Source organism: Planotetraspora phitsanulokensis (assembly GCF_016863295.1).
Lineage (GTDB): Bacteria > Actinomycetota > Actinomycetes > Streptosporangiales > Streptosporangiaceae > Planotetraspora > Planotetraspora phitsanulokensis.
The window spans coordinates 26,314-41,898 of sequence record NZ_BOOP01000035.1 but is presented as its reverse complement, the minus strand read 5'-3'; the positions used below and the strand labels follow the sequence as shown (position 1 = coordinate 41,898).

General features: G+C 68.1%; 11 protein-coding genes. 1 reads left to right on the top strand and 10 read right to left on the bottom strand.

Going from position 1 to position 15,585, the window contains the following annotated elements:
- Positions 1-45: 45 nt before the first annotated feature.
- The 8 genes from Pph01_RS32845 to Pph01_RS32810 form a co-directional block, all read right to left on the bottom strand.
- The gene (locus tag Pph01_RS32845) at positions 46-3,354 is read right to left on the bottom strand and encodes a PQQ-dependent sugar dehydrogenase (protein ID WP_204077082.1); all 3,309 of its coding nucleotides are present in this window, start codon (positions 3,352-3,354) and stop codon (positions 46-48) included.
- Between the two features lie 176 nt (positions 3,355-3,530).
- The gene (locus Pph01_RS32840) at positions 3,531-4,676 is read right to left on the bottom strand and encodes a sugar phosphate isomerase/epimerase family protein (RefSeq protein ID WP_204077081.1); all 1,146 of its coding nucleotides are present in this window, start codon (positions 4,674-4,676) and stop codon (positions 3,531-3,533) included.
- Between the two features lie 315 nt (positions 4,677-4,991).
- Positions 4,992-6,176, bottom strand: coding sequence for an ROK family transcriptional regulator (locus Pph01_RS32835; protein WP_204077080.1), 1,185 nt, complete (start codon positions 6,174-6,176; stop codon positions 4,992-4,994).
- Between the two features lie 237 nt (positions 6,177-6,413).
- Positions 6,414-9,500, bottom strand: a complete 3,087-nt coding sequence (locus Pph01_RS32830) for a DEAD/DEAH box helicase (RefSeq protein WP_204077079.1) — start codon at positions 9,498-9,500, stop codon at positions 6,414-6,416.
- A gap of 83 nt (positions 9,501-9,583) precedes the next feature.
- On the bottom strand, positions 9,584-10,885 hold the full coding sequence (locus tag Pph01_RS32825; protein ID WP_204077078.1) for an AAA family ATPase: 1,302 nt from the start codon (positions 10,883-10,885) through the stop codon (positions 9,584-9,586).
- The gene (locus tag Pph01_RS32820; protein ID WP_239117185.1) at positions 10,882-12,333 is read right to left on the bottom strand and encodes a hypothetical protein; all 1,452 of its coding nucleotides are present in this window, start codon (positions 12,331-12,333) and stop codon (positions 10,882-10,884) included. The genes Pph01_RS32825 and Pph01_RS32820 overlap by 4 nt, the downstream gene beginning before the upstream one ends.
- 5 nt (positions 12,334-12,338) lie before the next feature.
- Positions 12,339-13,430 carry a hypothetical protein gene (locus Pph01_RS32815; protein ID WP_204077076.1) on the bottom strand — a complete coding sequence of 364 codons (1,092 nt, stop codon included), beginning with the start codon at positions 13,428-13,430 and terminating at the stop codon, positions 12,339-12,341.
- Positions 13,427-14,194 carry a hypothetical protein gene (locus Pph01_RS32810; protein ID WP_204077075.1) on the bottom strand — a complete coding sequence of 256 codons (768 nt, stop codon included), beginning with the start codon at positions 14,192-14,194 and terminating at the stop codon, positions 13,427-13,429. The genes Pph01_RS32815 and Pph01_RS32810 overlap by 4 nt, the downstream gene beginning before the upstream one ends.
- Before the next feature lie 109 nt (positions 14,195-14,303).
- Between Pph01_RS32810 and Pph01_RS32805 the strand changes: the two genes are divergently transcribed.
- Positions 14,304-14,762 carry an NYN domain-containing protein gene (locus Pph01_RS32805; protein ID WP_204077074.1) on the top strand — a complete coding sequence of 153 codons (459 nt, stop codon included), beginning with the start codon at positions 14,304-14,306 and terminating at the stop codon, positions 14,760-14,762.
- A gap of 67 nt (positions 14,763-14,829) precedes the next feature.
- Here Pph01_RS32805 and Pph01_RS32800 read toward each other — a convergent pair whose 3' ends face one another.
- Positions 14,830-15,219, bottom strand: coding sequence for a hypothetical protein (locus tag Pph01_RS32800; RefSeq protein WP_204077073.1), 390 nt, complete (start codon positions 15,217-15,219; stop codon positions 14,830-14,832).
- A gap of 132 nt (positions 15,220-15,351) precedes the next feature.
- Positions 15,352-15,582, bottom strand: coding sequence for a formate dehydrogenase subunit delta (locus tag Pph01_RS32795; RefSeq protein WP_204077072.1), 231 nt, complete (start codon positions 15,580-15,582; stop codon positions 15,352-15,354).
- Positions 15,583-15,585: the final 3 nt, after the last annotated feature.

Below are 15,585 nucleotides of genomic sequence, written 5' to 3'. Positions count from 1 at the left end.
CCCAGGCCCGTCTCCGGACCTGAACGCCCTCGCGTATCACTGGGTTCACATGGCGCGGACCTGGGCGATCAGCGCCTGCGCGTCGCGGACCAGAGCATCACGCGCGGCGGCGTCGGTGACGTTGCTCGGCCTGCCGGCGAACTCGGCGAACCGCTCCAGCGCGCTGATCGCGTTTTGCGGCTTGTCCTTGTCCGCCTGCTTCTCGGCCACGTTGAGCTGCGCACCGAGGACGTCCGCGCCGTCGGCCGTGAGTGAGCCCGCCTCGGCGAAGGCGCCGAGGAGCGCCCGCACGTCGGCGAAGGAGGTCATGACCTCGAACGACACGGTCTTCGTCGTGGTGTGACCCGCCTTGTCCTTCGCGGTGACGGTCAGCTCATGCTCACCGAGCGCCAGCCGCCACAGGGCGATCGGCTCGCCTGAGGACACCTCGTCGTCGTCGATCTTCGCGGTCACGGTGTCGACGCCCGACGTCGTGTCCGCCGCCGAGAAGACCGGTGTGACCGAGCCGGAGTCTCCGTACGTCTCCGACTCGACGCCGCTCACCGACAGGGTGGGCGCGGTCTTGTCGATCCGGACCGTGACCGATCCGACCAGTGACACGTTGCCGCCGCTGTCGGTCGCGCGGTAGCGCACATCGTGGACGGCCTCCGCGCTCAGCGTCACCGGGTTGTTGGCGTTCAACCAGGTGGCGCCGCCGTTCAGGGAGTACTGCCGGCTTGACACCGTGACGTTGTCGGTCGCGGTGACGGTGAGCGTGACGTTGCCGGTGTACCACCCGTTGGCCCCGTTCGGCTGGGCAGGGTTCAGGGTCGCCGTCACGGTCGGCGGCGTCTTGTCCGCGATCCCGGCGCCCACGAACGTGAACGCGTCGACGTCCACGCCGCCGGACGAGGTGACATAGAGCTCGCCGCTGCCCGCAGGGGCGTTCGGGAGTGCTGTGTTCACCGTCTGCCAGCCGTCCCCGGCGGGCACCGTGACGGTGGCGAACGGCTCCGCCGACGGTGAGTTCCACCGCAGGGACAGCGTGCCCGCGCCGGATGCCCGGGTCGTCACCGCGGTGATGCCGGAGAAGTTCACCGGGTCGTACGCGATCCAGTCGCCGGGGTCGAATGAGGTGACCTTGGTGAGGGCGGACGCCGTCTCGTCCGCGACCTCGGTGACCCCGCTGCTCGTGTCCGCGTGCTCGGCCTGCAGCTGCTTCGGGTTGATGATGAGCGTGTCCTCGCCGAGCGCTCCCGGGACGCCGCTGTGCCCGTTGTCCCGGTAGCTCACGACCACGACGCCGAAGATGTTCTCGGTCTCACCGTGTTCGGGGGCGTCGGCGGGAGCCGCCCAAGCGCCGGAACATCCCGTTCCGGTCGTCAGCGGGTGAGCGTGGGTGTCGTGGCCGAGGCCGAAGGTCCACTGCACCCGGCTGCAGACGGGATTGTTGCCGTCCTCGGCGTCGGACACCGCGATCCGGAACGGCACCACGTCGCCCCAGTCGACGAAGCCTCCGTCTCCTGGCGTCTGGATGGTCACCTGGGGCGCGGTGTTGCCCACGGTGATCTCCGTCGTGGCCAGCCCGGACCTGCCTCCCGCGTCGGTCACGCGAAGCCGGGCGGTGTACTGCCCGAGTTCGGTGTAGGTGTGCGAGACCGTCACACCCGACGCGTCGAAGGACCCGTTGCCGTCGAAGTCCCACTCGTACGTCAGCGTCCCGGGTTCCTCGTCGCGCGACGCCGCCGCGCCGAACTCGACAGTGAGCGGTGCCTCGCTGCTCGATGCGCGATCGGTGCTGATCTTCGCCTGGGGCGTCTTGTTTCCCGGCGCGTAGTCGATCCGGTAGAGACCGGCGTCGGGGTTGGCACGGAAGAAGCCGTCGCCGTAGTCGAGCACGTACAACGAGCCGTCGGGGCCGAATTCGATGTCCATCGGGCTGTCGGTGATGGGCATCGCCATCGAGGTCAGCGCGCTGTTGGGCAGGAACTGCTCGATCCCGGTCACCGGCCCGTCGGCCCCGGTCACGGTGAACGCCGCCAGGTAGTCCTGGGAGAACTCGGCGAAGAAGAACTTCTTGTCCCAGTACTCGGGGAACTTCGTCGGCGACGGGTTCGACGCGTCGTAGTGGTAGACGGGACCACCCATCGGCCCCTGGCCGCCCTGCGGATCGAAGTCGGTCAGCCCGGCCCAGGCCGCGGGCTGGTGGGTGTTGTTGTCGCCGTAGTAGAGGTCCGCCGGCGTCGCGGGCGGGAGCTTGTCCAGACCGGTGTTCCACCGTGACGTGTTCGTCGGACCGCCCGCGCAGTCGAACCACTCGCGCGGTGTGGCGGTCGCGTAATTCCAGTTGTTGTAGTTGAAGTTGTCACCGGTGCAGTACGGCCAGCCGCTGTTCATGGGCTTGTCGATGGGCGTGACGTTCCACTCGACGTAGCCCATGGGCCCCCGGTTGGGGTCGGGTGCGCCGGCGTCGGGACCGTAGTCCGCCCACGACACCGTCCCGGTCACCGCGTCGACGTCCATGCGGAACGGGTTCCGCACTCCCGTCACGAAGATCTCCGGACGGGTCCTTGCGGTTCCCGGGGCGAACAGGTTGCCCTCGGGGATCGTGTAGGAACCGTTCTCCTCGACGTGGATCCGGAGGATCTTGCCCCTCAGGTCGTTGCTGTTGCCGGAGCCGCGGCGCGAGTCGAATCCGGGGTTCATCCCGGGGGCGTCGTTGTTGGGGGCCATGCCGTTGGCCCCGGGCGTGCTCGCCGGAGTGTTGTCGCCGGTGGAGAGGTAGAGGTTGCCGTCGGCGTCCCAGTCCACGTCGCCGGCGACGTGGCAGCACTGCCCGCGCTGCGTGCCGACCTTGATGATGACCTGCTCGGTGGACAGGTCGAGGGCGTCACCGGTCCACTTGAACCGGGACAGCTGGTTGTAGCCCTTCCACTGGTTCCAGTACGACTCGTCCGCGCCGGCGGGCAACGAGTTGGGCGCCGAACCGGTCGGGGTCGTCTCCGGGTACGGCGCGGTCATCGTCTTCGGTGCGTAGTAGACGTAGACCCACTTGTTCTCGGCGAAGTGGGGGTCGATCGCGACCGTCTGGAGGCCGTCCTCCGAGTTGTTGTAAACGGAAAACGTGTTGACGATCTTCGTGATGCCGGTCGCCGGATCAGTCAGCCGGAGGTCGCCGGTACGCGCGGTGTGCAGGACCCGTTTGTCGGGCAGCACCGCGAGGTCTTCCGGCTCGCCGACGTTCTTGGTCAACGTGATCTTCTCGTAGTCGGACCACTCGGTGGCGGGGTCGTGTCCCGGGTGGGCGAAGGCGGGGGTGGCTCCGGGCAGAGCGAGGGGGAGCGCCACGGCCGTCAGAAGGACGGCGGCAATCATGCGAGTACGCTGCACTTGCTGCACCTCTTGTTCCGCGAGGGGTGACAGGAGAGGCGGACCGCCACGCGTACCGGTGCAACGGTTCGAGAACGTGGCGGTCCGCCGGAATGCTCGAGGGGCCTTCTCAGCCGCTCGTGTGCCGTATCTCAGGCGTTTCGCTGGTCAGGCGTTTCGCGTCAGCCCCTGGGTGCGCGCAGCGCGGCCATGTTGTCGTAGCTGATCTCGGAGAACTCGAGCGACTGGTTCGGGTTGGCCGAGCCTCCGGGCGCGTTGTCCTGCTCGTACATCGGGTTGTGGTAGCCCTTCGCGCCCATCTGGGAGAAGAAGGTGGTGTAGTCGATGTCGCCGGTGCCGAACGGCACCATGTCGTAGCCGTTGCCCGTCGCCGGGTTGGACCTGCCGTCCTTGGCGTGGAAGAGGGGGAACCGCTTGGTCTGCTTCTGCACGACGCCGAGCGGGTTGAAGACGTTGGTCTGCGCCGAGCCGTCCGGCGCGGTGTAGTTGCGGTACTTGAACTGGGCCACATGCGCCCAGAAGATGTCCATCTCCAGCCAGACGTGCTCGGGGTTGGTGATCTGCAGGAAGTACTCGAGCCGGCGGATGCCGGAGGAGCGGGTGGGCCGGCCCTGGGCGTCCAGAGGCCCGCTGTCGAGGAGGAAGTTGTAGGCGACGTCGTGGTTGTGCGTGTACAGCTTGAGCCCGGCATTCGTGGCGATCTCGCCGAGGGCGTTCCACTTGTCGGCGGCCACGTCCCAGTCGGCCTTGTAGGCGCTGCCGGTCGGGTCGTTGCCGGTGCCCACGTGCCCGAAGCCCAGGATGTTGGCGATCTCCAGGTGCAGCTTGAACCGGTCGAGGTCGGCCGTGCTGAGAGGCCACGAACCGGGGATGAAGCCGTGGTTGCCCTCGGCCTCGAGACCGTTGTCGTCGAGCCACCCGCGAAGGAGCCGGGCGCCCTCGACGGTCTCCAGGTTGGCGCCGCCCTCGCTGTTCGCGTGCTGGCCGTACCCGGCGAACTCCACCTGACTGAAGCCGATCCGGGACAGCTCCTCGAAGACCGGGCGGAAGCCGGAGGGCAGGGTGGTCGACCGGGGGTCGCGGGAGATCGCGTCGCGGACGGTGTAGAGGATGATGCCGCGCTTGCCCGGTGGCACCAGCGTGCCGCCCTTGGCGGCCGCGTGCGCGACGGACGACAGCGGGCCCATGCCCGCGACGGTCGCCGCCGCGGTGAGTCCCGTTGTGGCTGCGAGGAACTGACGTCGGTTGAGGCCTAAGCCGCGGCGCAGTGCTCCGGCGGACTGGATCTCTTCTTCGTGTGCAGTCATGTCTTTCCTGACTCCAAAAGGTCGGAATCGCGTGCTTGTTCCCCCGATGCCTGAGCCGCTATGACTCCCTTCCTGCGTCGGACCGGGCTCGCGGAGCGGTCACCGCCCGGACGGTCACCACAGCCGTCGTCGTCGGGCTCACGTAGCTCCCATCGGTCCTTTGCGGAGATCTTGACATGGAAGTTACGACGCTTTTTTCGGGATTGGAATGGGTTTCGTTCAGATTGCTCTTACTTTGTCTTGATTGAGGACAAAGTGTCAGGCGGGCGCACTCGCCCACCTGGGCATCCTGGTCAGCGATCTTTCCGGCTGTCGTCAGGGGGATGCGGAGAGCAGATGGTCGCTGATCAAGCCCGCGGCTCCGATGACCCCCGCGGTGCCCCCCAGCTCGGAGACGACGATGGGCAGGTTTCCCGTCGCCAGCGGCAGTGACCGCTGGTAGACGACACCGCGGATCTCCGCGAGCAGAGCGTGACCGAGCCCGGCCAGGCCGCCTCCGATGATCACGAGGCCGGGGTTGAAGAAGCTCACGAGACCCGCGAGCACCTCGCCGACGCGCCTGCCTCCGTCACGGATCATCCGTACGGCGTCGGCGTCGCCAGAGGCCGCTGCCGCCCCGACGTCCTCGGCGGTGAGCGATTCCTTCTCCGCCAGCCGTTCGCTGAGGAAGATCGAGCGGCGCGAGCGCGCCGCGATCGTGGCATCCCGAGCCAGGGCCGCGCCGCCGAAGTAGGCCTCCAGGCAGCCGGTGTTGCCGCAGGCGCAGGTGGGGCCGTGTTCGCCGGCGCGGATGTGACCGATGTCGCCGGCGCTGCCGGACACGCCGCGGTAGATCTCGCCGTCGACGACGATCCCGCACCCGATGCCAGTCCCGATCTTGACCAGGAGGAAGTCGCCGACGGACCTGGCCAGCCCGGCGTGGAGTTCGCCCAGCGCCATGGTGTTGACGTCGTTGTCCACGAGCACAGGGCAGCCCAGCTCCTCGCTCATCACCTCCCGGACCGGGAAACGGTCCCAGCCCGGCATGATCGGCGGTGAGACGGGCACGCCCTCGCGGAAGCTGACGGGTCCGGGGAGGCCGATGCCGACGCCGTGGATCTCGGCGGCCGTCTCCCTGGAGCGGAGGTCGCCGAGCAGTTTCAGCGCCTGGTTCAGGACGGCGGTCGGACCGGCGCGGACGTCCGCCGGTTCGGACAGATGGTCGAGCACCTGGAGCTCACCGTTGGTGATCGCTACGTCGATCGACGTTGCGCCGACGTCGATGCCGACGAACCGCAGATGCGAGGCGATTCGGACGACGCCGGACCGCCGCCCGCCACGAGACGCCGCGAGGCCGGCCTGCTCCACGAGGCCGAGCGCCGAGAGTCGATCGAATTCCAGAGCCAGCTTGGATCGGGAGAGCCGGACCACGTCGCCCAACTCGGCCCGTGAACGGGGCCCCTCTTGCCGTAACAGGCGAAGGATCCGCGCCTGGTGGACGTTCTCGGGCCGAGCTGTCATACGCGTCCTGCCGCCCCCCCAGATCGACGTCCTTCATACTCGTCCGCGCGATCGCTCCATCACGATCGAAATCATCCCCCGCATTTCCAGTAACCCGCGACCTCAAACTGCATTGTGCGAGACGCGGCGACTATCGACGCGGGCATGTCGCTCCATCAGAGCGAGCGGGATTCAGGCCGCAGTCCCGAAGGAGGTACGGCATATACGGCACGGAGACACCTGGGCCGGCGATCTGCTTCACCCTGCGATGGCAGCGCGGCGGAATAGATCGGTGGGCATCTCCTCATCAAGTTTCCAGGTCACGGCCATGGGCCGTTCGCCACGGTGCTCCACGTAGCGTGCGGTGCCATGGAAAACGAAAGGTTCCGGGTGTCGGCTCTCGTTCTCCTTGCCTTCCCTGGTGAATAGCAGCACATGGCTGCCGTTTCGCTCGTGGTTCTGGTACCGGAGGCCCGTAGATGAATGGGCGCTGGTCCGGTACTGGGATTCCCAGTGAAAGAGCGATGGGGTGAGAGCGAAGTCCCGGTACATGGTCTGAGGAGAAAACTCCTTCTCGTTCTTGCGAAGGGTCACGAGGAGTGCATCGCACTGAGTGGCCGGAATCCACGCGACGCCTTCGCGCATGGTGGACGGTACAGGTCCGCCCAACGCCGCCCAGCCGAGGCCCGCGAGGATCTCGTCAGAGGAGTAGTGAGCGTTGATCGCGAGCGGTACCTGCTCCAGCGGGTCGGGCAGGGGTTTGGCGACGTGGCGTGGACGCTCCACGCCATAAGCGATGACCTGCTGGATCTCCGCGCACAGCGCGGATTCCGCTCGAAGCCGGGCGAGACCTTCGCCGTAGGAGGCGAAGCCGCCTCCATCACGCCAGAACGAGAAGAACAACATGCGGATGAACGCCTGGTCGGCGGGTGAGCACCGGTCGTATTCGGGACCGTCGGGGCGTAGCAGTCTGATGTACGCGTCGGCCCGGCGCTGATCGTCCACGTGGAGAAGTGCTCGCACGCGCCGCCCGAGTGCCTCCTCCATGGGGGAGGCGGTTTCCTTGACGAGCCCGGCGCGGCGCAGCAGCGAGGTCCAGTAACGCTGGTTGCGATAGACGTCGCCGATGTCGCGACCACTGGCCTCGAGATAGCCGATGAGGGATGTCTCCGCACAGGAACGAATCTCCTGCGACAGCGTCGTGACCGTGGCGTTGAGATGGATTTTGAGCTCGGCAAGCAGACGGTCCTTGGTGACCCGGTCCAAGACGATCTGGGAGCCCGTCGGTAGCAGGGGAAAGTCGTCTTTCACCTGGCCCTCCAGGCGCCCTCGGGCGTGCCCCGTCAACGCCTGGAAACGGGTCGCGAATCGATACTCCTTGCGGTGCTGGCCCACGAAATCCAGCACGGTCAGCACATCCTTGTCGGGCGTACGGCGAAGACCGCGGCCAAGCTGCTGGAGGAACACTGTCGCACTCTCGGTGGGCCGGAGCAGGAGCAGTGTGTTGACGTCCGGAACATCTAGACCCTCGTTGAAGAGGTCCACCGCGAAAAGGAATGTCACCTTGCCGTCACGCAGAGCGCTCAGCGCCGCCCGGCGATCGGCGTCGTCGGTCGATCCGTCGACGGCCAACGACGGCAAGCCGTTCTGGGTGAAGAAATCAGCCATGAAGTGCGCATGCCGGACCGATATGCAGAAGCCCAGGCCGCGGACCGCGTCAAGGTCGCTGGCCTTGTCCAGCAGCGCGTTGAACACCAGTCGGGCGCGAGCCGTGTCACCGGTGAGGATGTTGTCGAGCTCGCTGCTGAGGTAGGCGCCACGTGACCACGCCACGCTACGGAAGTCGGTCTCGTCGTTGATTCCGAAGTAGTGGAACGGGCAGAGCAGATCGGCGTCCAGGGCGTCCCAGAGCCGCAGTTCGGAGGCGATACGCCCGTCGAAGAACTCGTCGTGGACCCAGGTGCCGTCGGCCCTTTCCGGGGTGGCGGTGAGCCCGAGCAATTCCTTGGGCTTGAGGTGGTCGATGACCTGTCGGTACGTGCGGGCGGCAGCGTGGTGAAACTCGTCGATCACCACGACGTCGAAGTGGCGGGGATCGAAGCTGTCGATGCCACGCGAGGTGAGCGACTGGATGGAAGCGAACACGTGCCGCCACTGCCGGGACCGGTCTTCGCCGACGTGCAGTTCGCCGAAATCCGGTACGGCCAGCACCTGCCGATAGGTGCGCAGCGCCTGCGCCAGGATTTCCCTGCGGTGCGCGACGAACAGGAGCGACGGTTGCCGTCCGAGGCGTTGTTGCAGGTTGCGGTAGTCGAAGGCGGCCACCACGGTCTTACCGGTCCCGGTGGCGGCCACGAGCAGGTTGCGGTGCCTGTCGTGCAGGGTGCGCTGCACGTCGAGGTCTTCCAGCATCTGTCGCTGGTGTTGGAAAGGGTGCGGGACCAGCGCGGGAATGTCGAAAATACGCTTGCCCGCCTGGGCGCGGGACAACGCCTCGTCGACTCGGTCGCCGTCGGTCTCGGGGTCGTAGGTTTCGAACTGCGGCCGATTCCAGTACGAGTCGAAGGTGCCCTCGAACTTGTCAAGCAGTCGTGGGGTGGCCACTGATGAGAGGCGGACGTTCCATTCCAGGCCGTCCAGCAGAGCTGCGCGAGACAGGTTGGAGCTGCCGACGTAGGCGGTGTCGAAGCCGGTACGACGACGTAGCAGCCAGGCTTTGGCATGCAGACGGGTGGCGTTCTGCTCGTAACTGATCCGGACCTCGGCCCCGAAGTCCCTCACGAGCCGGTCCAGCGCACGTCGTTCGGTCGCGCCCATGTAGGTGGTGGTGATGACACGCAGCGGCACACCGCGCCGCTGAAGTTCTGTGAGCGGCTTTTCCAGAATGCGCAGGCCGGACCATTTGACGAACGCACAGAGCAGATCGACTCGATCGGCGCTGGCCAACTCGGCCGCAAGCTCGTGGGCCAGGTTCGGATCTTCCCGCGCGTTGGTGAGCAGCGCGGCTTCCGACAGCGACGTCAGCGGCCGCTGGGGCGACGCGGCGTCGGGTCCGTTCCTAATGACGGACAGCAGCCTGTTCGGGCCGTCTTCGACAGTTTCGGGGTCGGCCAAGTGCCCCAGGAGTGTGTTGGCGAGTTTGAGCTGCTCGTCGGTGTCTTTGATCGTGGCCAGGGCTCGCGCCGCGGTCTCTCCGATGAACCGGCCGAGAAGATGGGCGACCTCCTCCCCATCCACCCGGGAGGTCTCGACGGCATGGCCTAAGTCGCGCCAACTGGCTACGCGCTGAGCGAGACGGCGAGTGAGCAGCGAGTCGTACAGGCCCAGAACTGGTGCGTCTTCCACGACAAGGCGCCTTCTCTTCAAGACATTTCGGGGGGTGATCTTGACCGACAGCGTACGGTGATCATGGCGAGGTAATGCCGCGCTCAGGCTCCGACACGGTGGTTGGACAGATGGGCGAGGACGGCGTGGTTGGCCTCCCAGCCGTCGGGGAACTTGACGGGAACGTTGAGCTGGACGCGTCCCGTGGACGGATGGTTGTCGAGCAGTTCGGCGATTCCCGCTCGGGCGACGACGATGCAGGCGTGGCGGTGGCGTGAGGTGAGCACGCAGAGGCGGCCCGATTCGAGGTGGAACGCGGTGGCGTCGCGTCGCCCCGACAACGGGTGCAAGACGATGGTGACGTCGTATTCGCGGCCCTGAAGCCGGTTGGCGGTGTCGACGGTGACCCCGGCCGGCGTGCCGGCCGCCCGGATCGCGGCGACCTGATCGGTGTGCGCGCAGCCGATGGCGATGCGGTCGGGGCCCACGTCATGGGAGCCGTTCTCGTCGTGGGCGACGGCTCCTCGTTGCAGCAGGCGGGTGGCCAGGCCCGCGCAGGCCTGTACGGCCTCGGCGTCGGTGCGGATCGTGTGCCGGCTCGGCAGTTCGTGGAGCGCCCACCCCGTGGCGGCGGCCTCGTTGAGTGTGCGGTCCCAGGGCACGGGGAAACCGGCGGTGGTGAGCTGAAGCTCGCGGTCGGCGGCAGCCGTACCGGACCGGAACGACGCGAACGGATAGAACGCCTCGGACACGAGGGGAGCGGCACTCGCCGGCAGCCGCCACGAGACGGGCAGCCGGTGTACGGGCAGGTCGTTGAGGCGTCCGATGACGGCGACGGCGCTCTGCATCGGGTCCCAGGCGAGGCCTGCCCAGCGTTCGGTGTCAACGACGGAGAAGGGGTCGAGCTGGCCGGGGTCGCCGACGAACAGGGCGCGGTCGAACAGGGCGGCGATGGCCAGCAGCTTGTCGGAGCGCATCTGGTACGCCTCGTCGACGATCGCCCAGCTCCAGGAGTGGCCGGACACGTAGGCCCACTTGTCGGCCGTGGCTATCACCACCGCGCACGACTCGACCTGGTCGATCTTGTTGGAAGCGGTGACGCCCGGATGCCGCGTCACTCGGGACGGTACGGAGAATCCGTCGCTGTGCAGGCGGCCGATGGACAGCGTGGGGGCCTTGGTCGCCAGCTTGTCCGTGAGGTCGTCGACCTGCTCGTTGGTCTGCGCCACGATCATGAGCCGTTCGCCGGAGTCGGCGAGGGTCGTGGCCGCGGTGACGACCAGGGTCGTCTTGCCGGCTCCGGGCGGGGAGTCCACGATGACGCCCCGGTGTGGGCCGCCCATGAAGTCGGCCAGGATGGCTTCGGTCGCCTCCGCCGCCGCCTGCCCGGGAGTCAGCGTGATCATGACCAGGCCTCCTGGGCGTCCTCGTCGGTCGGGACATAGGGCTCGGGTGGTCCGCCGTGCGTCCACGGGGTGTCCTCGCCGGCGGGCAGACGCGGACGTTGCCCTCCGCTGGGGTCGAGTTCGGCGTAGCAGACGACGTCGCCGACCTCGGGAACGCTGCCGGGAGCCGGGGTGGCGCCGCGGCCCATCTGGTCGTTGACCTGAATGACGACGAGGTCGCCGGTGATGTCGACGATCTCGGTCCTCTGCTTGCGATTGCGGCTGGAGACGAGCCTCCTGCCGGGCGAGAGCCGTACGGGGTCGCTGGTGCGGATCGTGACGAGGGGTCGCGGGGCCGCACGGGTCTTGCCGGCGGGCACGATCCGCCGGGTCGCGTCCACCGCGACGACCTCCCCGGAGAAGGCCTTGCCGGCGACCCGGTGTTCGATCATGACGAGGGGGTCGTCGAAGGCACGTTGTGCTTCATAGGCCTGCAGGGCGGATTCCAGGTCGGCCAGGCGGATGGCCGCGCTTACGGCGCCGTCGACGCGGCCCCGTGGGAAGCCTCCCTCGGCGAGGCGGGCGGTCTCACGGGTGAACTGATCACGGTCCCTCGCCCAACGGGCCTCGACCGTCGCGGCTTCGGGAAGCTCGCGCAGTAATCGAACGCCCTGCCACATGAGCGTCCAGGTCGGCTCCAGTTGGCTCCGCAGCGCCTCGCGGACCTGAGCGGCCGACCCCGACGTCTCGAATGCCTGAATCGCGTACTCCAGTACCTGGCCGTCGAAGTCGGGATGCGTCTCAGGCCCGGCCGGTGGTGAGGTGAGCGGGTCCTCGGCGACCAGGGCCGCCTCCGGGCCGTCCAGTCCTTCGGGCGGAGCGATCCAGGCGAGCTGCGTGGCGAGGTTGGCGTCCTCCATCGAGCTCTGCCCGGTGGCCCAGTGGAGGGCGAGCGCGTCGGTCATGGAGACCAACGCTGACGATCCCGCGTATTCGGCTCGCTCGGAGAGGAAGGTCAGCCACTGGCCGAGGACCGGCACGGAAGGGTGCACCGGGTAGGGGCCGTCGGTGCGCCGGAATCTGGTGGAGCGGCCGAGCAGCTTGGTGAAGGCGATGCCGCCGCGGTTGGGCACCAGGAGTTGCGGTGCGTCCGCGCATCGTTCGTACGGGGTCTTCGCCTCGACGGTCTCGGTGACCCCGGCCAGGCCCTCGATGTAAGGCAGCAGGACTTCGGCGAGTTCGGCCATGAAGGCGAAGCGCAGGTCGCGGTTGCGAGGTTGGGGGACGACCAGGAGCCGCGGGTTCGCCGGGTCGGTGCCGACCAGCGCGGCCAGCGGCGCCGCGGCCTCGCCGGCGAGCTTCAGGGGGATGAAGACCATCGGTGTGGCCGACAGATGCAGGTGCCGGACGGTCGCGACGGGCTGCGCCCGCCCGTTCTGTACGGCCAACGCCCGCGCGTAGGAGCTCATGATGCTCATGCGACGGCCTCGGTGTAGATCCGCCGGACGTAGCGCAGCTGTTCGGCGATTTCGAGCTGTTCGGGGGACGGCGGCCGGCTGTCGTCGGCCAGTCCGAGGACGGCGGGGATGGACTCGATGCCGCCCAACTCGTCTCTGGCGGCACGCCCGAGCACGTCCGTCGATTCGCGGTCACGTGCCTCGGCACGGCAGAAGAGGGACATCTCACAGCTCGCCAGGCATTCGGGTGCGAACCGCGCGCCGACGGTGGCGACGGCCTTGCCGACCTCGTCCGGCGACTGCGTCTCGAGGTCGAAGGTGATCCCGATCGGCAGCTCGTCGAGGATGCGGTCGATGCGGGTCAGCCGGGACAGCTGCCGCTCGAGCGCGGCCAGCTGCTGGCGGACGTCGAGCAGCGTCGCGGTGGGGTGGTTGGCGAAGTCCTTGGGGCAGACGAGCACGACATTGTGCGAGATCCGCCCGGGGTCGAGCCCCTCGGCGGTGAACAGCGCACGCAGCGCGTGCACGTAGACCGCGGACTGGCGGGCGGCCGCCGCGACTTGTCCGGCGTCGGCCTGGTCGTCGATGACGGCGAAGGACTTGATCTCCACGATGTGGAAGCGGCCTTCGATCTGGAAGGCGATGACGGCCGGCTCGAGGTAGACCTCGTGGCCCGCGACGGTGAGCTTGAGCAGCGGGTGGTCGAAGAGGGTGCCGGCTCCGTCGCCGTCGGTGGCGGCTCGCTTGAGCAGCGCCCGCGTGCGGGTGTGCCGCACCTGGTGGTCGTCGTTGCCGCCGACGTCGGAGATGTCGGAGTAGGACGCCTCGGAGATCGACAGGTCGAGCGTGCTGCGCAGCAGACGCAGCAGGTGGGCGCAGCCGTTCGCCTTGACGAGGGCGTCGAAGGACTTGGCCCTGGTGATGGCGAACGGAGACTGCCCGAACGGCGCGGGAAAGCCGAGATGGGTGGCCGTTCTCTGCTTGTCGACCCCGGCGGCGTCCAGGAGGGCGCGCCGGTCGCAGCCGGGGTTGACGGCGAGGGCGGCGATGGTGCGGGCGTTGTGGTCGAGGGGCTCGGCGGGGCCGCGGAGCGTGTCGAGACGGGTCACGCGGTCCTCGCCGTCTTCAGGCCGGCGCCGAAAAGTTGCCTGACCTCGTTCAGTTGTCGCTCCGCGCGTCGGGCGGCCTCGTCGCGGTGACTGGCGTCGCTCTCCTCGTGAACGGCCAGTTCGGCGCCGGCGGCGGCGATCACCTGAGTGGGATCGGCCTGGTCGAATCCGTCCACGGCTCCCGGGATGTTCTGCGCCATCCGGGTCAGCAGGCGGTAGGCGGACGGCGAGGCGTCCTCGCCCGCGCCGGTGAGCCGCATGATGTGCTCCGCGATGCGGGTGGCCGAGGTCAGGAAGTCCGCACGGGGGCTGAGCGGTCCGATGATGCGGGTCGGCATCGGCCAGGTGCTGACGGCCAACAGCCCGCGTGCCGGCGACAGCAGTTCGGAGGTCAGCGCGGCGCACAGGTAGTACGGCCGGGCGAACGGGGAGCTGCGGAAGGACTTCTCCTCATCCCGGCGCAGGCTGGTCAGCTGACTGGTGGCGATGTGGCCGGCGAAGAAGGCCTCGTTGACCGTCACGATCATTTTGGTGGCCGTCGGCACGCCGAGCAGGGTCAGCGCCTGATGGACCTGCTCACGCACGGGGAGCAGCGGAGCCTTGGCCGGTTCGGGCTCGGGCTCCAGTGCGACGTCCCAGGCGCGCTCGGTCTTGCGGAGCTCGGCACGCAACGACCGGACGGTCGCGTGCTCCCCGGCGGCTTTGGCGGCCCGTATCTCCGAACGAAGCTCGGCGATGCGTTTTTCCAGAGCGTCTAGTTCCACGGTCCCGCAGCGTATCAGAGGTCCCACGGGAAACCCATGGATTCCACTTGCTTCCATTAATTTCCAGTATTACCGTTTCATGGCACAACGCTGGTGATGGGAGTGAGCGATGCGATCTCTGCGACAGGGACGTGCGATCCATCTGCTGGACATCGAGAACCTGGCGGGCTGCGCCCGGCCCAGCACGGCAGAGGTCGAACACGTCATGGACGCCTATCGCCGGCTGGTGCTGATCGGCCCGATGGACCAGTTCATGGTCGGGGTCAACCACAACGCGCTCGTCGGAGTGGGTCTGGCCTTCCATGGTGTGCAGTTGCTCATGCGCTCCGGCCCCGACGGCGCGGACAGCGCGCTGTCCGAGGCGGCACTCGCCGATCGGGTGGATCTGCGGTTCGAGCGCGTCGTCATCGGGTCGGGTGACGGCTACTTCGCCGACCTGGCGCGGTGGCTCGCCGATCACGGCGTCCAGGTCTTCGTCGTCGCCCGTCCCCGGAGTCTCAGCTGGCGTCTGTACGCGGCGGCCGGCGACTTCGCCTACCTCGACCCCGCCGCGGGCCAGGCCGCCTGATCGTCGAGGGCGGGACATGCCTGAGCGAACGGGCCGGGTGTGGCCTCGTCCGCTCAGATGTGTTCGCCTATCCGGAGATCAGGCTGCCCAGCGCGGTGCGCGCCTCGTCCATCCTGTCGACCGACAGCGCCATGACGGCCTTGCCCTGGCAGATCGACATCGGCACCAGCCACTCCACGTTGACGTTGGCGTTCGCCAGTTTGCGGGCGAACCTGCCCCCCTCGCCGGGTTCGTCGACGCAGGTGATCTGAAGCGCGGGGTGAGCCGAGTAGTCGATGCCGGCGCCCTCCAGCGAGGCGCTGGCGGCCGACTCGTCAGATGCGGTGAAGCAGACGACTCCGTGATCGCCCGCGGTCACTCCGGCCAGTTCGATGTTGACGCCGTCGCGGCCGAGCACCTCGCAGACGTGGGCCAACTCCCCGGGCTGGTTCTTGAGTTCGACGGTGTAGATGTTCATGGCGACTCCCCCTTGGTCGTGGCCAAATCACATCTCAAGTGCGACGTTACTCTCGCCCCGCCGACCGCCGACCGCAGGCATCCCGGTCGCCGGCCCGCTGATCGTCCAACGGGCCGGCGTCGAATCCCGCCTTCAGCCGCCGGTCGCCGGCGGCAACAGGGCGGCGGCGGCGACGGCCAGGGGGTCCAGGCCGCTGCCGGGGGCGCCCGCGTCGGCGATCAGTTTGGCCCGCATCCGGGGGTCCCAGAAGGCCCGGATGTGCTGGGCGATCTCCTGCGCCGCGGCGGCCGGATCCCGCTGCTGGAACTGCGCCGAGATCTCGTTGGCCAGGCGGATGTGCGGGGGCGTGTGCGTCGTCGTCACGGT